Source organism: Streptomyces wuyuanensis, from assembly GCF_900103455.1.
GTDB classification, from domain to species: domain Bacteria; phylum Actinomycetota; class Actinomycetes; order Streptomycetales; family Streptomycetaceae; genus Streptomyces; species Streptomyces wuyuanensis.
Window position 1 is genome coordinate 79,629 of sequence record NZ_FNHI01000015.1, and the last position, 20,197, is coordinate 99,825.

Annotated in this window: 17 protein-coding genes; 8 read left to right on the forward strand and 9 right to left on the reverse strand. The window is 73.2% G+C overall.

The window, feature by feature from the left end:
• The first annotated feature begins 165 nt into the window (after window positions 1-165).
• Window positions 166-1,212 carry an isopenicillin N synthase family dioxygenase gene (locus BLT82_RS22130; RefSeq protein WP_093657524.1) on the forward strand — a complete coding sequence of 349 codons (1,047 nt, stop codon included), beginning with the start codon at window positions 166-168 and terminating at the stop codon, window positions 1,210-1,212.
• A 51-nt stretch (window positions 1,213-1,263) separates the two neighbouring features.
• Here BLT82_RS22130 and BLT82_RS22135 read toward each other — a convergent pair whose 3' ends face one another.
• A complete protein-coding gene (locus BLT82_RS22135) occupies window positions 1,264-2,382 on the reverse strand; it encodes a citrate synthase 2 (protein WP_208868006.1) in 1,119 nt (372 codons plus the stop codon).
• Window positions 2,383-2,722: 340 nt separating this feature from the next.
• Between BLT82_RS22135 and pdxH the strand changes: the two genes are divergently transcribed.
• Both pdxH and BLT82_RS22145 read left to right on the forward strand, forming a co-directional pair.
• Window positions 2,723-3,382, forward strand: coding sequence for a pyridoxamine 5'-phosphate oxidase (gene pdxH, locus BLT82_RS22140; protein ID WP_093657772.1), 660 nt, complete (start codon window positions 2,723-2,725; stop codon window positions 3,380-3,382).
• Between the two features lie 430 nt (window positions 3,383-3,812).
• Window positions 3,813-5,174: a PAS domain-containing protein gene (locus BLT82_RS22145; RefSeq protein WP_093657528.1), complete on the forward strand. Its 1,362-nt coding sequence runs from the start codon at window positions 3,813-3,815 to the stop codon at window positions 5,172-5,174.
• Between the two features lie 120 nt (window positions 5,175-5,294).
• On the opposite strand, the gene BLT82_RS22150 is transcribed toward BLT82_RS22145, so the two are convergent.
• Window positions 5,295-6,050 carry an SIS domain-containing protein gene (locus tag BLT82_RS22150; RefSeq protein WP_093657530.1) on the reverse strand — a complete coding sequence of 252 codons (756 nt, stop codon included), beginning with the start codon at window positions 6,048-6,050 and terminating at the stop codon, window positions 5,295-5,297.
• A gap of 151 nt (window positions 6,051-6,201) precedes the next feature.
• On the opposite strand from BLT82_RS22150, the gene BLT82_RS22155 reads away from it, so the two are divergent.
• Both BLT82_RS22155 and BLT82_RS22160 read left to right on the forward strand, forming a co-directional pair.
• A complete protein-coding gene (locus BLT82_RS22155; RefSeq protein WP_093657532.1) occupies window positions 6,202-6,894 on the forward strand; it encodes an iron-dependent transcriptional repressor DtxR in 693 nt (230 codons plus the stop codon).
• 680 nt (window positions 6,895-7,574) lie between these two features.
• Window positions 7,575-8,450: an alpha/beta fold hydrolase gene (locus tag BLT82_RS22160; RefSeq protein ID WP_107490266.1), complete on the forward strand. Its 876-nt coding sequence runs from the start codon at window positions 7,575-7,577 to the stop codon at window positions 8,448-8,450.
• A 265-nt stretch (window positions 8,451-8,715) separates the two neighbouring features.
• On the opposite strand, the gene BLT82_RS22165 is transcribed toward BLT82_RS22160, so the two are convergent.
• The 5 genes from BLT82_RS22165 to BLT82_RS22185 form a co-directional block, all read right to left on the reverse strand.
• On the reverse strand, window positions 8,716-9,156 hold the full coding sequence (locus BLT82_RS22165) for a subtilase-type protease inhibitor (protein WP_093657534.1): 441 nt from the start codon (window positions 9,154-9,156) through the stop codon (window positions 8,716-8,718).
• A 434-nt stretch (window positions 9,157-9,590) separates the two neighbouring features.
• Window positions 9,591-10,472 carry a hypothetical protein gene (locus BLT82_RS22170; RefSeq protein ID WP_093657536.1) on the reverse strand — a complete coding sequence of 294 codons (882 nt, stop codon included), beginning with the start codon at window positions 10,470-10,472 and terminating at the stop codon, window positions 9,591-9,593.
• Between the two features lie 60 nt (window positions 10,473-10,532).
• Window positions 10,533-12,146: a transporter gene (locus tag BLT82_RS22175; RefSeq protein ID WP_093657538.1), complete on the reverse strand. Its 1,614-nt coding sequence runs from the start codon at window positions 12,144-12,146 to the stop codon at window positions 10,533-10,535.
• Window positions 12,143-12,943: an ABC transporter ATP-binding protein gene (locus tag BLT82_RS22180; protein ID WP_093657776.1), complete on the reverse strand. Its 801-nt coding sequence runs from the start codon at window positions 12,941-12,943 to the stop codon at window positions 12,143-12,145. The genes BLT82_RS22175 and BLT82_RS22180 overlap by 4 nt, the downstream gene beginning before the upstream one ends.
• A 67-nt stretch (window positions 12,944-13,010) precedes the next feature.
• Window positions 13,011-13,700: a bifunctional DNA primase/polymerase gene (locus BLT82_RS22185; protein ID WP_093657540.1), complete on the reverse strand. Its 690-nt coding sequence runs from the start codon at window positions 13,698-13,700 to the stop codon at window positions 13,011-13,013.
• Between the two features lie 267 nt (window positions 13,701-13,967).
• Here BLT82_RS22185 and BLT82_RS22190 point away from each other — a divergent pair, with 267 nt between their 5' ends.
• On the forward strand, window positions 13,968-15,350 hold the full coding sequence (locus tag BLT82_RS22190) for an NsdA family TPR-like regulatory protein (protein ID WP_093657542.1): 1,383 nt from the start codon (window positions 13,968-13,970) through the stop codon (window positions 15,348-15,350).
• A gap of 274 nt (window positions 15,351-15,624) precedes the next feature.
• A complete protein-coding gene (locus BLT82_RS22195; RefSeq protein WP_093657778.1) occupies window positions 15,625-17,004 on the forward strand; it encodes a hypothetical protein in 1,380 nt (459 codons plus the stop codon).
• 84 nt (window positions 17,005-17,088) lie between these two features.
• On the opposite strand, the gene purU is transcribed toward BLT82_RS22195, so the two are convergent.
• Window positions 17,089-17,940 carry a formyltetrahydrofolate deformylase gene (purU, locus tag BLT82_RS22200; protein WP_093657544.1) on the reverse strand — a complete coding sequence of 284 codons (852 nt, stop codon included), beginning with the start codon at window positions 17,938-17,940 and terminating at the stop codon, window positions 17,089-17,091.
• Between the two features lie 136 nt (window positions 17,941-18,076).
• Window positions 18,077-18,523 (reverse strand): SCO4402 family protein, encoded by a 447-nt coding sequence (locus tag BLT82_RS22205; protein ID WP_093657546.1) that lies wholly within the window; start codon window positions 18,521-18,523, stop codon window positions 18,077-18,079.
• A 223-nt stretch (window positions 18,524-18,746) separates the two neighbouring features.
• Between BLT82_RS22205 and BLT82_RS22210 the strand changes: the two genes are divergently transcribed.
• Window positions 18,747-20,024, forward strand: a complete 1,278-nt coding sequence (locus BLT82_RS22210) for an ABC transporter substrate-binding protein (protein ID WP_093657548.1) — start codon at window positions 18,747-18,749, stop codon at window positions 20,022-20,024.
• The last annotated feature ends 173 nt before the right edge of the window (window positions 20,025-20,197 follow it).

Genomic DNA, 20,197 nt, shown 5'->3' on the forward strand with positions numbered 1-20,197 from the left:
TCCTCCGCGTCACGAGCATGGGCTGTCGGGCTCACCTCCGCCCCACGCCCTGACTCCACCCCACCCGGCCCACCGGCCCCGCCCCCACCCCGGCGGACGTCGGCGGCAGACACTCCCGGTCATCACCGGGACCGGCGGCCGGGACACAGAACAGCGGACGCACCCATGTCTTCCTCGCAGAACCTCCCCCGGCACGCCTCGCGCGACCTCTCGCAGCTCCCGGTCATCGACCTCTCCGCCGCCGACCGCGGCCCCGCGGCCCGAGCCGACCTGCACGCCCGTCTCCACGGCGCCGCACACGACGTCGGCTTCTTCCAGCTGGTCGGCCACGGCGTCACCGAGGCCGAGACCGACGCCCTCATGACCGCCATGCGCGCGTTCTTCGCCCTGCCCGAGGCCGAGCGGCACGCCATCGACAACGTCAACTCGCCGCACTTCCGGGGCTACACCCGCATCGGCGACGAACGCACCGGCGGAAGCCGCGACTGGCGCGATCAGCTCGACATCGGCGCCGAGCGGCCCGCGCACGTACCCGCGCCCGGCGAGCCCCCGTACTGGTGGCTGGAGGGCCCCAACCAGTGGCCGGCCGCACTGCCCGAGCTGCGCACCGCCGCGCTCGGCTGGATCGAGCGGCTCAGCGCGGTCGCGCACCGGCTGCTCCACGAGCTGCTCGCGGCCATCGGCGCCCCGCCGGACTTCTACGACGACATCTTCGGCGACCGGGCGCATCTGCACCTGAAGCTGGTCCGCTACCCCGGCAGCGCCGGCGACGGCGCCGACCAGGGCGTCGGCGCCCACAAGGACTACGGCTTCCTCACCCTGCTGCACCAGGACGGGATCGGCGGTCTCCAGGTGCAGCGGGAGGACGGCCGCTTCCACGACGTGCCGCCGCTGCCCGGCGCGTTCGTCGTCAACCTCGGCGAACTCCTCGAGGTCGCCACCAACGGCTACCTCGTCGCCACCAACCACCGGGTGGTCAGCCCGCCCGGTGCCACCGAGCGCTTCTCGGTGCCGTTCTTCTTCAACCCGCGGCTCGACGCCCGGGTCGCGCCGCTGCCCTTCCCGTACGCGACGGCCGCGCCCGGAGTCACCACCGACCCGGCCAACCCGCTGTTCGCCGAGTACGGGCGCAACGAACTCAAGGGCAAGCTGCGGGCGCACCCCCTGGTCGCCGCCCGCCACCACGCGGATCTCGTGGAGCGGGCGGCCTGACCGCCGGCCGGGCGGCACCCGGTCCGGAGCGTCGCACGCGGCGCGCTGGCTCTAGCGCGCGGTGTCGGCGCTGTCGGAGATGTCGGCGTAACCCTCGATCGAGCGCGGGTCGCGCGGCCCCGGGCCGATGTAGCGGGCGGACGGGCGCACCAGCCGGCCGGTGCGCTTCTGCTCGAGGATGTGCGCCGACCAGCCGGCCGTACGGGCGCAGCTGAACATCGACGTGAACATGTGCGCCGGGACCTCGGCGAAGTCCAGCGTGATCGCCGCCCAGAACTCCACGTTCGTGGCCAGGACCCGGTCCGGGCGGCGGTTGTGCAGCTCCTCCAGCGCCGCCTTCTCCAGCGCCTCCGCGATCTCGAACCGGGGCGCGCCCAGCTCCTTCGCGGTGCGCCGCAGGACACGGGCGCGCGGGTCCTCGGCCCGGTACACCCGGTGACCGAAGCCCATCAGCCGCTCGCCCTTGTCCAGGGCCTTCTTCACGTACGCCACCGCGTCGCCGGTGCGCTCGATTTCCTCGATCATGCCGAGCACCCGGGACGGGGCACCGCCGTGCAGCGGGCCGGACATGGCGCCGACGGCGCCGGAGAGCGCGGCCGCCACGTCGGCGCCCGTCGAGGCGATGACCCGGGCCGTGAACGTGGAGGCGTTCATGCCGTGCTCCGCGGCCGACGTCCAGTAGGCGTCGACGGCCTTGACGTGCTTGGGGTCCGGCTCACCGCGCCAGCGGATCATGAACCGCTCGACGACCGACTCGGCCTTGTCGATCTCCCGCTGCGGCACCATCGGCAGGCCCTGGCCGCGGGCACTCTGTGCCACGTACGACAGCGCCATCACGGCGGCCCTGGCGAGGTCGTCCCGCGCCTGCGCCCCGTCGATGTCGAGGAGCGGCTTCAGGCCCCACACGGGGGCGAGCATCGCGAGCGCCGACTGGACGTCGACGCGGATGTCACCGGAGTGGACCGGGATCGGGAACGGCTCGGCGGGCGGCAGTCCGGGGTTGAACGCCCCGTCCACCAGCAGCCCCCACACGTTCCCGAAGGAGACATGGCCGACGAGGTCCTCGATGTCGACACCGCGGTAGCGGAGCGCGCCGCCTTCCTTGTCGGGTTCGGCGATCTCCGTCTCGAACGCGACGACTCCCTCGAGTCCGGGTACGAAATCGGACATCAGGCGGCTCCTCAGGATGTGTGCGAGACAAGCTTCGGCCCGGGTGGGTCACCACCACGGTGATGCCCCGCGCGGGGCGTGGTCACCCGCTCCGCGTCGTAGGGAGGCCACAGGGCCCAGCGCACGATTTTGGCCGGTCCCACTGGTGCGGGGAAGCGTGACATCCGGCACAGTGCGCCGAACCGGCCCCGGAGGGTTGGCGGCACTCCGTGCCGGGAAGACTCCGCCGCGCCCCGAACGGGTGATGGCGGAGCCCGGCCGCGCCGCGACTCCGACCGCCTCGGCGCAGGCCCGGGATCGCGGGAGGATCACCCGGCGCACCGTGCGGCAGGATGATTCCGTGACCGACGCCCTCGATCCCGCCGCCATGCGCGAGCACTACCGCTCGACGCCGCTCGACGAGGCGGAACTGCCCGCCGAGCCGATGGAACAGTTCGTCCACTGGTTCAAGGACGCCGCGGCCGGCCGGCTCCACGAGCCGAACGCCATGATCGTCTCCACGGCCACGCCCGACGGCCGGCCGTCCTCCCGGACCGTGCTGCTGAAGCACTTCGACGACCGCGGCTTCGTCTTCTACACGAACTACGCCTCGCGCAAGGGCCGTGAACTCGGCGCCAATCCGCACGTCTCGCTGCTCTTCCCCTGGCACCCGCTGACGCGCCAGGTCATCGTCACCGGAACCGCGGCGCGGGTGGGCCGCGACGAGACCGCCGCGTACTTCCGCACCCGGCCGCACGGTTCCCAGCTCGGGGCCTGGGCGAGCCCCCAGTCGGCGGTGCTGTCGTCCCGCGGGGAACTGCTGCGCCGGTACGAGGAGCTCGCCGGCCGGTACCCGGCCGGCGAGCAGATCCCGGTGCCGCCGGAATGGGGCGGGTACCGGGTGACGCCCGAGACGGTCGAGTTCTGGCAGGGCCACGAGAACCGGCTCCACGACCGGCTCCGGTACGTCCGCACACCCGGTGAGCCCGGTGGCTGGCGCGTCGAGCGGCTCGCTCCGTAGGGGGCACGGCGGGCCCGTGCCGGCAGCCGGGCGGCGTGCGGGGCGTCTTCGGGAGGGTGGGCCGGAAACGCAGAAACCCGCGGGCTCGGGTCCCTCCGAGGAGGAAGCCGGCCGGACGTGCCGGCGAGCCCGCGGGTCGGTGACTGCTTGGATTTCGGCAGTGGCCCTGCCGAGGTGCACGAAGGTGCGACGACGGGCCGCTAGCCCGCAGCCACCTCTCGCGTCCGGAATGCCATCATGTTCCGAATCACCTCCCTTCTCGAGGCGTCCCACACTAGGAACCTCGGGAGGACGACTCAACCCTTTTTTGCCCGGGCGACGATTTCCGGGAAATTGATGTGCCCTGAGTCACGTTCCAGTTGAATGATCTGGGGTGCCGCTTTGCGGAGGGCGGCACGGGCCGAGGACGCGTCCTGCAGGGGGTGCCAGGATGAGTGCTTCCAAGAGCGAGGCCGCCAGCGCGCTGGGTCCGGACGAGCCGGAGCGCGACGGCCCCGGTTCCGATCTGCTCGCCGCGCTGCTGGACGGGATGGACGCGGCGCTGTGCGCGTTCGACGCGGACGGTGTGATCACCCACTGGAACCGGGAGGCCGAGCGGATCCTCGGCTGGTCGGCCGAGGAGGCCGTCGGACGGCGCGGTTTCGCCGGGTGGGCGGTGCGGACCGCTGACGCGGACGACGTACAGGGCCGGCTGATGGCCGCGATGACCGCGCCGGGCCGCCAGGTGCACGAGTTCGCGCTGCTGCGCAAGGACGGCGGGCGGGTACTCGTACGGACGCAGTCGGCCGGGGTCCCCGGGGCCGACGGCCGGCCCGCCGGGGTGTACTGCGCGTTCAGCGAGGTGCACGCCCAGATCGACCTGGAGCGTTCGATCGCCCTGAGCGAGGCGCTGTTCGAGGACGCGTCGTGGGGCGTCGTGCTGGTGGACGTCGACCTGCGGCCCGCCGTCGTGAACCGGTACGCGGCCCGGATGCTGGGCGCCGGCGGGCGTACGACGGCGCTCGGGCGCCCGCTCGGCGAGCTGATCGTGCAGGGCGTCGAAGAGGTGGAGGGCGCACTGCACCACGTCCTCGCCGACGGTGCGCCGGGCGCGCTCGTCGAGCTCTGGCTGACGGTGCGCACCGAGGAGGGCGAGCAGCGCAGGTGCTGGCGCAGCGGATTCCTCAGGCTGGCTTCGCCACTGGCCGAGGAGCCGGTGCCGCTCGGCGTCGGCTGGCTGTTCCAGGACGTCACCGAGGCCAGGCTCGCGGAGCAGGAGGCGGACCGGCAGCGGTTCAGGTCCAGCCAGCTGCACCGGGCCGCCAGGGCGGCGGCGGAGTGCGAGGACCCGATGGAGGCGGCGACGACGCAGCTGGACTTCGCCCTCGCCGGGTTCGCGGACCACGCCCTCCTCGACGTGCTGTCGCCGGAAGGCGGACGGCTGGTGCGGGCCGCGGCGACGCCGTCGGGCGCCCCGGGACCCGTCGCCAGGGTGGTGGGAGCGGGCATCCCGCTCCGTTACCCGCAGGGCCACCCGGCGCTCCAGGCGATGGACCGCGCCGGTTCCGTCCGCACGAGCACGGGGGGAGGGCCGGACCGCACCGAGAGCTGGGCCGCCGAACGCCAGTGGCCGCGCGACGCGGTGCACGCCCTGTCCACGGTGCTCCGCAGCCGCGGTCGCACGCTCGGCGTCGTCACCTTCCTGCGGTCCGCCAACCGTCCCCGCTTCGAACGCCCCGACGCGGAGTACGCGGAGAGCGTCGCGGCGCACGTGGCCTCGGCGCTGGACCTGGCGGGCGTGCAGGGCGGATAGCGCCCTCCGCCGCCGGGGCGACCGGGCCGCGGGCCGGGGTGGCCGCGGGCTCGTGCGTTCCGCCTTCGTGCGTTCCGCGCCGGCCCCGGCCGGGCGGGTGCGAGGGGGAGTGGCGCGAGTTCAGCGGCGGTAGAAGATCCGGTCCGCGTACTCGGCCATGACCCGGCCGTTCCACTCGTGTCCGCCGTCCACGTTGCCCGACCGCAGCAGCGGCGGCTCGATGCCGCGCTCGGCCAGTTCGCCGGCCGCCGCGGCCATGGTCGCCTGCATCAGGGCGCTGGTGACGACCGTGGAGGCGGGAGCGAACGGGGCCGCGATGCCCTCGGCGGTCAGCTCGGCGTCGCCGACGGCGATCTTGGAGTCGAGGACGATGTCGCAGTGGTCCTTGAGATACGTGCCGGACGCGTGCCGGGACTTCGTCTCAGTGGCGTAGGCCGCGGACGTCACACCGATCACCTTCAGACCGAGCGCGCGCGCGTTCATGGCCATCTCGACGGGCAGGGCGTTGCGGCCGGACAGGGAGATGACGACCAGCACGTCGCCGGCGCGGGCGGGGCTGGAGTCGAGCACGGCACCGGCGAGGCCGTCGACGCGCTCCAGTGCGGAGCCGAGGGTCGCCGGCATCACGTCGACGCCGACGACGCCCGGGACGGCCAGCAGGTTCATCAGCGCCAGACCGCCCGCGCGGTAGACCACGTCCTGCGCGGCGAGCGAGGAGTGGCCCGCGCCGAAGGCGAACAGCCGCCCGCCCGCGGCGACGGTGTCGGCGATGGCCGCACCGGCCGCGGCGATGTTCGCCGCCTCCTCGTCGCGCACGCGCTCCAGCAGGCCGATCGCGGCGTCGAAGAACCGACCCGCCAGCTTGTCCTCGCCCATTGCGGTCGCCCCTTCTCGTCGTGTCGCGGATCACGTTGCGGTCTGGACCATTGCTCTGTCAATACGGGTTCCAGGCAGGCATGGCCCGGTTGTCGGCGGCATGCGTCAGAATTGGGGCAGGGCCACCGCACGACTTCATCGAGGGGCACGTATGTCCGGACTGATCGACACCACGGAGATGTATCTCCGCACCATCCTCGAGCTGGAAGAGGAAGGCGTGGTCCCGATGCGCGCCCGTATCGCGGAGCGGCTCGACCAGAGCGGGCCGACCGTCAGCCAGACCGTCGCGCGGATGGAGCGCGACGGGCTCGTGACGGTCGCGGGCGACCGTCACCTGGAGCTGACCGAGGAGGGCCGCAGGCTCGCCACCCGCGTGATGCGCAAGCACCGGCTCGCCGAGTGCCTCCTGGTCGATGTGATCGGCCTGGAGTGGGAGCAGGTCCACGCCGAGGCGTGCCGTTGGGAGCACGTGATGAGCGAGGCCGTGGAGCGGCGCGTGCTCGAGCTGCTGCGGCACCCGACCGAGTCGCCGTACGGCAATCCGATCCCGGGTCTGGAGGAGCTGGGCGAGAAGTCGGAGGCCGAGGCGTTCCTGGACGACGGCATGGTCAGCCTGGCCGATCTCGACGCGGGCGCGGAGGCCAAGACGGTGGTCGTCCGGCGCATCGGGGAGCCGATCCAGACGGACGCCCAGCTGATGTACACGCTGCGGCGAGCCGGTGTGCAGCCCGGCTCGGTGGTGAGCGTGACGGAGTCGGCCGGCGGTGTGCTGGTGGGCAGCGGCGGTGAGGCCGCGGAGCTGGAGGCGGACGTCGCCTCCCACGTCTTCGTGGCGAAGCGCTGATTCCTCACTCGGAGCCCGTCCGGTCCGGGGGGCCGGTCGCCGGAGCCGCCGAGCGACCGGCGCACAGGCCCTGATCGGTCCGCACGGCCCGCCCGGCCACCGGGGTCAGTCCCACCGCATCGGTTCACCGGCTCGCAGGAGCCTCAGTGGGCGACGAAGGCTCATCCGGCGCGCCCGTACCGCACATCCGCGGTACGGGCGCGCTTCGTCGTTCGTCGCGCGACTCCTCCGCCCGCCGTGGCGCCTCATTCAGAATGCGCTTTCCGGCCGGAACGGCAGCGCCCGGGCGGTTCGCGTGCCACGCTGTGGCTGGGGCATATGACCTGGGTGGGCCGGGGCGGGCCGGGGGGTCGGTTCGCCGCAGGGGAGGGAGCGGATCATGCGCCTGTCGAACGCGGAGAGCCCCGGCGCCCTGGGGCGCCGGGGCCTGTCCTCCCCTTTGCTGACCCGGAGCCCCGAGCTCTCAGGGTCAATCCCCTCGGACCGTTTTCCCCGAGCGGCCCGCCTCCCGCTGAAGATCTCCCCTCGGCGGCGGCCGTCAATCCTTGAGGGTGGTCACTCGAACGAGGGGTGTTGCTCGCCGGAGGCCGGTTTTCGAATAGAAGTTCGATAGTCTGGCGGAGCTCGATCGCTTCGGAGAGCCCGGAGATCCACGGGGGCCAGAAGGGGGTGCCAGGACCATGGTGCGGCGCATCGACGTGACCGGTACGGCCGGTGTACGGCTCGCAGCCTGGGAGTTCGCCGACCCGCCCAAGGGGCGCGGCGAGACGGACCGCGCCCCGGGCGTCTTACTCCTCCACGGACTGATGGGCCGGGCCTCGCACTGGGCCCCCACCGCCCGCTGGCTGGCCGAGCGGCACCGGGCGGTCGCCCTCGACCAGCGGGGGCACGGCCGCAGCGAGCGGCCCGCCGACGGCGCGTTCACCAGAGAGGCGTACGTAGCAGACGCGGCGGCCGCGGTGGAGCAGTTGGGGCTGGCACCGGCCGTCGTCGTCGGCCACTCCATGGGCGCCCTCACCGCCTGGCAGCTCGCCGCCGAGCGTCCCGACCTCGTCCAGGCCCTGGTCGTCTGCGACATGCGCGCCTCCGCGCTCGGGGCCGCCTCCCAGCGGGAGTGGGAGGACTGGTTCCGCTCGTGGCCCGTGCCCTTCGCGACACTTGCCGACGTGCGCAAGTGGTTCGGCGAGGACGACCCCTGGGTGGAGCGTCCCAACCCCGCGCGGGGCGAGTTCTTCGCCGAGGTGATGGCCGAACGGGCGGACGGCTGGCGCCCCGTCTTCTCCCGCCGCCAGATGCTGCGGTCCCGGGCGACCTGGGTGCACGACGCGCACTGGGACTCGCTCGCCCAGGTCACGTGCCCGACGCTCGTGGTGCGCGGGCTCGACGGGGAGTTGGGCCGGGCGGAGGCCCAGGAGATGGTCCGCGTCCTGCCCCGCGGGCACTACGCGGAGGTGGCGGACGCCGGCCATCTCGTCCACTACGACCAGCCGGACGCCTGGCGCGCGGTCGTCGAACCCTTCCTGGAAGGTGTCCTGACGGCCGGCCCGACAGCTTGACGGCCCGACGGGGCCGCGGACGGCGAGCCATGCCGGGGCGTGCCCGCACCGGATTCCCGCCCGGAGTTCCGCGGGTACGCCCCCGTGCGTTCGCCTCGGCGCGGCTCGCCCCTTCCGCGCCGCCCGCCTCCGCGCCGGTTCCGCGCGGGACCGGACGGCCGGGGAGGGGGCCGTCCGGTCCACGGTGTGCCGACACGGCGCGTCGACGGTGCGGCGGACCGGGACCGCCGTCGTATCGCCCCGGTCCGCCGCGGCTGAGGGTGACTCAGAAGGCGAAGACGGCCGAGCCGTTCATGCTCTCCCGCATCTCGCACGCGTTGCCGTAGGTGGCCGACCAGTCGACGCGCTTGCCCTGCCAGACCCCGGTGGCGGTGATCGTGACCGGATCCCACTGCCGGGTGCAGGGGCGGCCGGACGTGCCCGTCAGCATGGCGAACTCGCCGTCCACCGCCGACAGTTCACTGCAGGCGGCGCGGGCGGACGGGTGGGTGCCGCCGGGTGCCGGCGCGCAGTTGAGGGTGACCGCGCGCTCGACGGTCGCCGTCGCGGCGGTCTCGCCCCTGCCGACCGCCAGCACCAGGGCGGACGGCGCGTAGAGCCCCGTGTGACCGGCGGCATCGGCGTGCGCGGTGCCCGCGGCCAGGCCGCTGAGCACGAGCGCCGCTGCGGAGGCCGTCGCGCCGAGTGTGTGGACGATGTAACGCATGAGTGAACCCCTTTGACGGTGTGTGCGGTTGCGGTCGGGAGTCTTGCTGATGCGTACAGTGATCGCACATTCATCACCTGTTTCCGGCCGCATACGTTCAAGGCGTGCCGACCGAATGGCCGTTCGGGCAGCTCGGGAGGGGTGTGCAGGCCTGGTGATCGGCTGTCCGGTATATGGACAACGACGAGTGGTCCAACTCAGAACAAAAGCCTGGCCTGCGAAGACGTGAAACCGATTGCACTTCGGAATGTCGCCGCGCGGCGCCCTTCGGCCTGAATCCGGTGCCTGTGGCGGGCGTTCGCCCGAGGGGCTCGTCACGTCCCGCCGTACGCCTTCGTATACAGCGAAGGGCCGGCAGCGGAGTCGTTCGACTCCGTTACCGGCCCGTCGTCGTGAGGCCGTGCATTCCGCACACGACCTCCACAATCGGAGGGTCAGCCGATGGGCTTCCTGACCTCCTCGCGAACCTTCAGCGTGTTCGCGGCCGCCGCCCGGAGGTCCAGCGACTCGGGGCTCTGCGTCGCGGCCTTCGGGGACACTTCGGCGACGGAGCCGTTGGTGTTCCCGTCCGCCCAGGCGCACATGGGGAAGGAGCTCTTGTCGCCGGCCGACGCGGCGGTCAGGACCTGGCAGGTGACGACGACGTCGGAGCCGGGCACCTCGATGTCCTTCGGCGGCACGGCGATCGTCGCGCCCTCCGATCCGGCCGCGCCCTTCAGCATGCTCTCCCGGGCGTCGTCCGGGTCCTTGATCCGGCCGTAGAGGGCCGAGAGGACCAGAACCCCGGCCTGCTTCGCGTCGGCGGACGCGTACTGGCCCACGACCCCCTTCGGGTCGCGGATGTTGGCCTCGCTCGCGCCTGCCAGCGCGGACTCGCCCTGCTCGGACAGGTCCTGGGCCAGTGTGTACTGGCCGCCCAGCAGCGTCTTGGGAAGGGTGACCTTGTGCGTCGCCTCGGGGAAGGAGCCGGAGCCGCCGCCCCGGTTGCCCGCCCAGCCGAGCACCGCCACGGCGACGGCGACCGACACCCCGATGATCGCGGCCTTCGGGCCGGACCAGAACTTCTTCGGCGGCACCGGCGGCGGAGCCCAGCCGCCCTGCTGCGGGAAGGGCGCCTGCGGCGGCCCCCCGTAGGGGCCTCCCGGCGGCGGGCCGTACGGGCCTCCCTGCTGCGGCGGCCCCCCGTAGGGGCCCGGCTGTCCGGGACCGTACGGACCCGGCTGCGGCGGGCCGTAGGGACCGGGCTGGGGTCCGTGGGGCTGCGGCGGACGTCCCGGGTACTGCGGTTGGCCCTGGGGCGGAGGAGGCATGGACATGATCCGTACCGTACGTCATGGGCCCGCGGCGCCCGGCGTGCGGTACGGATCAGGCCGCGGTCATCCCTTGCTGACGGCCGTCAGGATCTCCGGCAGCCGCGCGGCCGTCTGGGGGGCGGCCACCCGCAGCCCGCCCCAGGCCACCACCGCGCCGTAAACGGCACCCAGCGGCAGCAGAATCCATATCGCCGACTCGGCGTTCGCGGCGTTGAGCCAGATCGTCAGCGCGATCAACGGGGAGCACAGCAGCGCCGACGCGATCATCCCGCCGAAGATGGAGATCCACGCGAGCCCGCCCTGCCCCGGAGCCACGTTCTTGTACGCGCTGTCCTGCGGGATGGAGTACGGGAAGCGCGCCGAGGCCACCGCGCCCGTCGCGATCATGGCGCCGAGCAGCCCGAGCGCGATTCCCAGTGCCTCCGGCAGTGCCCGCCAGTCGCGCAGCACGGCGGCCGTGGCGACCGTCACCAGCATCGTGTACGGCAGGGTGATCAGCAGCAGCGCCAGTGCGCGGGCGCGCAGTTCGAGATAGGCGTCACGGGGCGACGCGATGGTCTGCGCGACCATCCAGAACGCGGACGTGTCCTGACCGAACTGGTTGTACATCTGGATGCCGAGCATCCCCGACGCGAAGCACGCGATGTAGATCGAGCCGGTGCCCTGAAGCGCGTTGAACAGCGGCACGATCAGCCCGATCACCAGCGCCGTCACCCACGCCGTCTTCGTCTTCGGGTCACGCCAGACGTAGCGGAGGCTGCGCTGCATGACCGGGCCCGTGCGCCCGCCGGGCAGCAGCCGGTGCAGTCCCGTCGAGGCGCCCCGGCGGGACGGCTCCGAGGCCGCGGCGAGCGTCGAGCCGTCCGGGGCGGTCATCAGCCGGGTGAGGCTGCGCTGCCATCCGTACAGCAGTCCGGCCAGGGCGGCGGCGGACAGCCCGAGTTGGGCGGCAGCCGTCCCGTACGCGCCGGTGCTCGCCGAGTCGACGGCGCCGAGCGCCGACGCCGGCGGGATCCAGCGGACCACGGCCGCCGCCGGGTCCAGTGCCGTGAGTCCGCCCGCCTGGCCGAGGCGCTGCACGCCGAAGTTCACCACCTGGATCCCGACCGCGATCACCAGACCGCTCAGCACGGCCAGGTCGCGGCCCTTGCGGCTGGTCAGCAGGCGGATGTTGGCGGCGGCCACCGCCCGCGCCAGCGCCACGCACACCAGCAGCGCCAGCGGCACGGCCACCACCGCGGCCACCACCCCGGCGGCTCCGTGCGCCAGGGCCAGCGCGGCGCCGACCACGAGACAGAGCGTGAACAGCGGGCCGATGCCCACCAGGGACGCCACCAGCAGGGCCGACACCATGGGGCCCGGCCGCAGCGGCAGCATCACGAGCCGGGTCGGGTCCAGTGTCTCGTCACCGCTCGGGAAGAACAGCGGGAGGAACGCCCAGCCCAGTGCCAGCACCGCGATCAGCAGCACCACCAGGGAGGCCGCGTGCGCGGTGCCGCGCAGCAGGACGAAGCCGATCAGCTGGCCCGCGGCGACCAGCAGTGCCAGGACGGCCGAGGTGATGAACGCGGCCGTGCGGCCGGACGACTGCCGCAGCCCGTTGGCCAGCAGCGACAGCTTCAGCCGTACGAAGACGGACGTGAGCGAGGGGGCCGGGCCGGCCGCCGTGGCCGTCACCGCGCACCGCCGCCGAGCCAGTCGAGCGCGTCGCCGGTGTCCCGCCCGTTCGCGCCGACGAGTTGGAGGAAGGCGTCCTGCAGGGACCTCGCCGAGCCGCGGACCTCCGCGAGTGGGCCGTGCGCCCTGATCCGGCCGGCGGCCATTACCGCGACCCAGTCGCACAGCGACTCCACCAGCTCCATCACATGGCTGGAGAACACGACGGTCGCTCCGGACGCGGTGTACCGCTCCAGGACCCCCCGGATGGTCTGGGCGGAGACCGGGTCGACGCCCTCGAACGGCTCGTCCAGGAAGAGCACCTGCGGATTGTGCAGCAGCGCCGCCGCCAGACCGATCTTCTTGCGCATGCCAGTCGAGTAGTCGACGACCAGCTTGTGCCGGGCGCCCGCGAGATCCAGCACGTCCAGCAGCTGAGCGGCCCGCTTGTCGACCTCCTCGCCCGGGAGCCCGCGCAACCTGCCGGTGTAGGAGAGGAGTTCGCCGCCCGACAGCCGCTCGAACAGCCGCAGGCCCTCGGGCAGGACGCCGATGCGGGCCTTCACCTCGACCGGGTCCTTCCAGACGTCGTGCCCGACGACCTCGATGCGACCCTGGTCGGGGCGGAGCAGCCCGGTGATCATCGACAGCGTGGTGGTCTTGCCGGCGCCATTGGGTCCGACCAGGCCGATGAACTTGCCCGCGGGCAGGTCGAGATCGACGCCGGCGACCGCGATCTGTTCGCCGAACCGCTTCCAGAGCCCTTCGACGCGCACGGCGGGCGGCGCCGCTCCGGCCGCGCCGCCCGCGGTGTCCATCGTCCGGTTCGATGCCTGGTCCGGCATGTTCCGCCGCCTTCCGTCGTCCCCGTCGTACGGGACAACCCTACGATCGGCGGCCCCGTTCGTCGGCGGCCTGCCGACCGCACGCGTAGGCGAGCGGGCTGATCAGCTCCTCGGCGTCCGGCAGCCAGCGGTTCACCTGCGTCGGCTTGCGCACCCACTGCACGGCGCCCTGGCCGCCGACGCGGGTCGGCGGCGCCGCCATGTACTGCCCGTCGCCGCGAGCCGCCAGGTCGAGCGAGCTGGGCATCCAGCCGAGCCTGCGCACCAGGTCCGTGAGTTTCACGGCCGCGCCCGGCAGGACGAGGAAGAGCATGCGCCGGTTCGGGGCGCAGGCCACCGGCCCGAGGGCCGCGCCCATCCGCTCCATCCGGGCCAGCGCGAGGAAGCCGGCCGACTCCGGCACGTCGAGGGCGTCGAACGTCCGCCCCGTGGGGAGCAGGATCGACGCCTTGGGGTGCTTGCCCCACAGCCGGCGCGCGGCGACGGCGCTGCCGGTCGCCTGGCCCGACCAGTCCGGCCGGGCGGCGTGCGCCCCCGGCGCATCGCACACGGGCGCGCCGCAGGAGCATCGCTCGGCGCCTTCAACGGCCTCCAGCCAGGTCCCGGGGAACACGTCCCAGTGGCGCTCCTCCACGTAACGGACCGCGCTGTCCAGCAGTTGTGTGCCGCGCTGTGCGGGGATCTGTGCCGCTTCGGTGAGGCCGATCGACCCTTCGATGGTGTCTTCCACGATAAACACAACTCCCCCCACCAGGACGGGTTACGGGCGCGCGGTGCCGCGCGGTGGCGCACCGATCCCGCACGTGGGGCGCACGGGTGCACGGACGGGGGCGCGCGTGCGGGCCCGGCCCGGCGGGCGGGTAGCCAGTTGCGGGTGAGCGGCATTCACCCGTAATCGTCCGAGCTCATTGGCATTCTCCGGATAACGCCGGGAAGTGATCGATGGCAGATCACCACGGAGATCACGACCGGCGCGGTCCGGCACAGGGGGTTAGTGATGGCAGCGAGGCCACTCGTCGCCCGTCAGCCGAACGAACGGCTGCAGGCGCTGATCCAGGAAGCCGGATGCTCCAACGCCGGTCTGGCCCGCAGGGTCAACATGGTCGGGGCGGAACGCGGCCTCGATCTGCGCTACGACAAGACGTCGGTGGCGCGCTGGCTGCGCGGGCAGCAACCGCGCGGGCGGGCGCCCGGCATCATCGCCGAGGCACTGGGCCGCAAGCTGGGCCGCACGGTCACGATCGACGAGATCGGGATGGCCAACGGCAAGAACCTGGCGTCCGGGGTGGGGCTGCAGTTCGCCCCCACGGTGCCGGGGGCGATCGAGCAGGTCTGCGAGCTGTGGCGCAGCGACGTGGGCCGGCGCGACTTCCTGACCGGCTCGACGGTGGCCGCCTCGGCGCTCGTGGAGCCGAGCAGGGACTGGCTGATCACCGGGGCGGACGCCCAGGTGGCCCGGCAGGCCGGGGCCCGGGTGGGGCTCCCGGACGTCGAGGCGGTGCGGGCGATGACGAAGGCGCTGACCGCTCTCGACCACCGGTTCGGGGCCGGGCACGTACGGCCGGTCGTCGTCCACTACCTCAACAGCGTGGTGTCCGGGCTGCTCTCCGGCTCGTACCGGGAGCCGGTGGGGCGGCAGCTCTTCGCCGCGGTGGCGCGACTCACGGAGCTGGCGGGCTACATGGCCGTCGACACGGGCCAGCCGGGCCTCGCCCAGCGGTACTACATCCAGGCCCTGCGGCTGGCCCAGGCGGCGGGCGACCGGGCGTACGGGGGGTACGTCCTGGCCGCGTCGATGAGCCATCTCGCCGCGGAACTCGGGAACCCGAGGGAGATCGCGCAGCTCGCCCGGGCCGCCCAGGAGGGCGCCCGGGGCCGGGTCACGCCGCGCGTGGAGGCGATGTTCCACGCGGCGGAGGCACGGGGGCACGCGCTCCTCGGGGACGTCCGCACCTGCCAGGAGGCGGCGGGCAGGGCGATCGCCGCGCTGGACGGGGCGAACCCCGAGTCCGGTGACGATCCGGACTGGATCGCCCACTTCGACCATGCGTACCTCTCCGACGAACTCGCGCACTGCCACCGCGACCTCGGCCAGGCCGACCAGGCGGCCCGCCGTGCCACCGAGTCCCTGGACGGCCATCCCGAGTCGCGCGCCCGGCGCCGTGCGATCGGCCTGGTGCTGCTGGCCACGGCCCGGCTCCAGCAGCGCGAGGTCGAGGAGGCCTGCCGCACGGGCACACGGGCGATGGAACTCCTCGGCACCCTCCGCTCCAACCGCGGCACGGAGTACCTGGAGGACCTGCAGCAGCGGCTGGAGCCGTACGCGGCGGAGCCGTCGGTGCGGGAGTTCGCCGCGAGGCTGCAGCTGCAGGCGGCCTGACCGGGCCCCGGGGCGGTCCCGCGGGACCGCCCCGGGGGTTCGCGCGGCCGCGCCCGGGCGCGCTGTCTCCGCGCCCCCGGATGGATCTTGAGCCATAACAGCGTCTCCGCGGACGTTCTTGTTACCGCCACCACACGTGTGTGCGGACGCCCTGAGTCACCCGGTAGCGTGAACCGACGATTCCGTAGGTTTACACGTAGGAGTCCCGGTGACGCACAGCGGACAGGGTGACGAGTCGCGGCATCCCGCCTCGCGGCCCGCGCACGAAGGTGTCGTGCTGCCCGCGGACGGCAGCGAACCCTTCATACCCGGAGTCAGCGCGCAGCAGGTCGCTCCGGCCGGCGGCAGCCCGTGGGGTGACCCCTGGGGCCCCGGGCAGCACGCGCAGCCGCTGCCGCAGGAGGAGCAACCGGGCGGGGGTGCGGCCATGCCGTACGCGCAGCCGGCGCCCGCCCGGGCGCTGCCTCCGCAGCAGGCGCAAGCGCCCTACGGGTACGGGCAGTCGGGGCCGCGGACCGCGCCCGCCGGGCCCGACGCCGACGCCACGCAGTACATCGCGCCGGTCGTGCCGGGGGCCGCCGACGCCACGCAGTACATCGCGCCGGTCGTGCCGGGGGCCGGGGCGCTGCCGCCGGAGAACCCGGCCGAGTCGACCCAATTCCTGGGGGCGCGGCCGGCGGGCGCCGCTCCGGCCGGGGACGCGGAGTCGACCCAGTACCTGCCGCCCGTCGCGCACCAGAACGCGGCGCACCAGAACGCGGCGCAGCAGGGAACCCCCGCGCCGCCGCCCGGCGCCCCGCTCGGCATCCGTCCAGGAGCGCCGGGGGACCGGCAGCCACCGGCGGAGTTCGACAACCTGTTCCGCAGCGAGGCCGGCGCGGCCGGCGGCGCTGAGGCGACGCAGTACCTGCCGCCCGTGCAGGAGCCGCCGCACGGTGCCCAGCCGTCGTACGCCTCCCCGGGCGGCCGCGCGTCCCGCCGCTCGCCCGATTCCGGTGCTTCTCCGAGGGGCGCCTCACGGACCTCCTCGCGGCTGCCGCTGATCGCCGCGGTCGTCGTCGGCTGCGCGGTGCTCGGGCTCGGTGCGAGCGCGCTGATGTTCGGCGGCGGTGGTGACGACGAGGGGAAGGGTGTCAACACCGGTGTGGCCGCGGCGACTTCGCCCGCGGCCGAGTCGTCCGAGGAGGCGGCGGACGACCCGGCGAAGGCCCAGGCCGTGGAGCTCGACAAGCTGCTCGCGGACAGCAACGACAGTCGTGCCGCAGTGATCCGCTCCGTCGAGTCGATCAAGACCTGTCAGAACCTGGACCAGGCGGCCGCGGACCTGCGCGGCGCGGCGGAGCAGCGCCGCGGGCTCGTGACCCGTCTCCAGGACGTCTCCGTGGACGAGCTCCCGGACAACCAGGCGCTCACCGCTTCCCTGCGGAAGGCGTGGGAGGCGTCGGCCGCGGCGGACGACCACTACGCGGCGTGGGCGGGCCAGGTCAAGGAGAAGAAGGGCTGCAAGGGCGGCAAGGCCCGCAACACGGGCCAGACGGCCCAGGGCAACGCCCAGAGCGGTGTGGCGACCAAGGCGAAGCGCGAGGCCGCGACTCTCTGGAACCGGATCGCGACGAAGTACGACCTGACGGAGCGCCGCGCGGAACAGCTCTGAGCCGTTCCGCGCTCCGCGTGGGCGCGGGCCGGCGTCCGGCGCCCCGTACGGAGGCGCCGTCCCGTCCTGCGACGGGCGTCGCCCTCAGGCGAACACCACCGTGCGGTGTCCGTTCAGCAGGATCCGGTGCTCCGCGTGCCACTTCACCGCACGGGCCAGCGCCTGGCACTCCACGTCGCGGCCGACCGCGACCAGCTGCTCCGGCGTCACCTCGTGCCCGACGCGCTCCACCTCCTGCTCGATGATCGGGCCCTCGTCCAGGTCGGCCGTCACGTAGTGCGCCGTCGCGCCGATCAGCTTCACACCGCGCGCATGCGCCTGGTGGTAGGGCTTCGCGCCCTTGAAGCTCGGCAGGAAGGAGTGGTGGATGTTGATGATCCTGCCGCTCAGCTGCTTGCAGAGGTCGTCGGAGAGGACCTGCATGTAGCGGGCGAGGACGACGAGTTCGACGTGCTCCTCGCGCACGAGCTCGAGCAACTCCGCCTCTGCCTGCGGCTTGTTGTCCTTGGTGACCGGGATGTGCCGGAACGGGATGTCGTAGGAGGCGACGAGCTCCGCGAAGTCGGTGTGGTTGGAGACCACGGCCGCGATGTCGACCGGCAGGGCCCCGATCCTCGACCGGAACAGCAGGTCGTTCAGGCAGTGGCCGAACTTGCTGACCAGCAGCACGACCCGCATGCGCTCGTCGGCGCGGTGGATCTGCCAGTCCATGGAGAACGAGTCGCCCACCGCGGCGAAGCCGGCGCGCAGCTTGTCCACCGTCACCGGTTCCTCGGCCGAGAAGTGCACCCGCATGAAGAACAGGCCGGTGTCCCTGTCCCCGAACTGCTGGCTGTCCTCGATGTTGCAGCCGGTGATGAAGAGGTAGCTGGACACGGCGTGCACGATGCCCTGTTTGTCCGGGCAGGAAAGCGTGAGGACGTACTGGTCGGTCATCCTCGTAGGGTGTCACACCCCCGGGCCTGCGGCGGAGACGCGTCCGGCAGGCGGACCGGCCGTGGACCGCGCCTCGCCCGCGGGGCGGACCGCCCTGGCCCGCTCGGCGGCCGGGTCGCGTCGCGCTCCGGGTCCGTCAGGCCGAACGCGTCATGATCCGCAGCACTTCCAGGGTGCGCGGCGGAGCGTCCGGGTCCTCGCCGTCGTTCGTCGCGAGCCGTACGTGGGCGTCCCGAGCGGCCCTCACGGCCTCCGGCCAGCCGTGGTGCTCCATGTAGGCCGAGACCGGCGCGTCCGCGCCGACCTGGTGCATGATCCGCAGCACCCGCAGCACGGCCACGTCGACGAGCGCGGCCTCACCGGAGTCCCGGAAGATCGTTCCCACGTACTTCTCGGCGGACCAGTTGTCCAGCCAGGTGTCCTCGACCAGCCGGTAGACGGCGTCGGTGACGTCGCCGTACCCCTCGCGGCCTGCCAGCCAGGTCTCCTGGTGGAAGGCGGGGTCGGAGAACATGTGCAGCGCCGAGCGCACGTTCGTGCGCCAGCGCCACCAGGGCATGTCGTTGAGCGGCATGTCGCCCATGGTGGAGGAGCCACGGCCGCGGCGGGAAGAGTTCATTGACGTTCACCTCAGGAGCTCGGTCCTTGCGAGCTCCGCGACACGGTCAGCATCGAAGCTTTCGCGGACTCGATCGTACGTTCTCCGCCAGGCGGCGATCCCGGCCCCCTGCAATTCACCTCGCCGTCACCCTGCGTTGAACCGTCACCACTCCGGTGTTACCCATGGGGCGGAATTGTGCAGGGACATGACCGGTAGGCGACGCTTCTCCTTCCCCCGCCCCTTCAGGACCGCGACCGCCCTCGCCGCGTGCACGGCGGCCGTCGGCGCGTCACTCGCCGGGTGCGGGGTGCTCCCCGGCGGCTCGGCCGGGGCCAGGGACCCGATCACCGTGATGACCTTCGCCCCCGAGGAGACCCGGGCCACGAACATGCCCGGCATGCCCGCCATGGCCCAGGCGTACGCCAAGTACGTCAACGCGAAGGGCGGCATCGACGGCCACGAGCTGCGGGTGCTGACCTGCAACGAGCGCAACACGACCGCGGGTGCGGCGGCCTGCGCCCGGCGTGCGGTCGCCGAGGGCGCGGTCGCCGTCGTCGGCTCGTACAGCCAGAACGGCCGGGCCTTCATGGCGCCGCTGGAGGCCGAGGGCATTCCGTACATCGGCGGTTACGGGGTGTCCGAGGAGGAGTTCACCAGCTATCTCTCCTACCCCGTCAACGGGGGCCAGGCGGCACTCCTCGCCGGCAACGGCCGGCAGCTGGCGAACAGCTGCCGGCGGGTTTCGCTGGTGCGGCCCGACACGGTCGCGGGAGACGAGCTGCCGGTGCTGCTGAACACCGGGCTGTCCGAGGGCCGGGGGCGGCCGTCCACCGACGTCAAGGCCGCGGAGGACGCCACCGAGTACCTGGAGGAGGCCGAGCGGGCACGGGACGAGGCCGGCGACGGACGGGGCTGCGTCACGGCCGTGCTCGGCGAGCGCACCGCGAACTTCTTCGACTCCTTCCGCCGGCTGCCCGAGGAGGGCGAGGGCGTGCGGATCTCCTCCGTCCTCAGTTCCGTCGGCCAGCCGCTGATCGACCGCACGGGCGGAGCCGGCGGGCCCTTCGAGGGCGCGTTCATGACCGGCTGGTACCCGGACGCGGGGGACGCGCGCTGGGGCGTGATGCGGCAGGTGATCCAGGACCACGCGTTCGGCGACGACCGGATCGACCCGGCGGACGCGGGGGTGCAGACCACCTGGATCGCGTACACCGTGCTGAAGAGGGTGATCGAGGCGCTCGACCGCGACAGCATCACCCCGGGTTCGGTCTCCCACGCCCTCGACACCGGCGTCAGCGTCGACACCGGCGGCCTCACCCCCGCGCTGCGCTGGCGCTTCGAGGACATGCTGGGCGTCCCGGGCTATCCCCGGATCGTGAACCCCAACGTGACCTTCCAGGTGGTCCGGGACGGCCGCCTGGTGGCCCAGCGGCCGGGATTCGTCAATGTGGCCGGGACGATGTCGCAGGCACCCATGGCGTGACTCGCCGGCAGGCGCCCCGGGACGGGTGGGCCCGGCGTGCCCGCGGAGGCCGCGCGCCGGGGCGGGCGATGACGCGTTCGGGCGGTGGCGAGGGACGGCGGGCGATGACGCGTTCGGGTGGCGGGGGCAAAGACGGGGGCCCCGGAGCCCCCGGCGCCTGGGCGCCTCGCGTG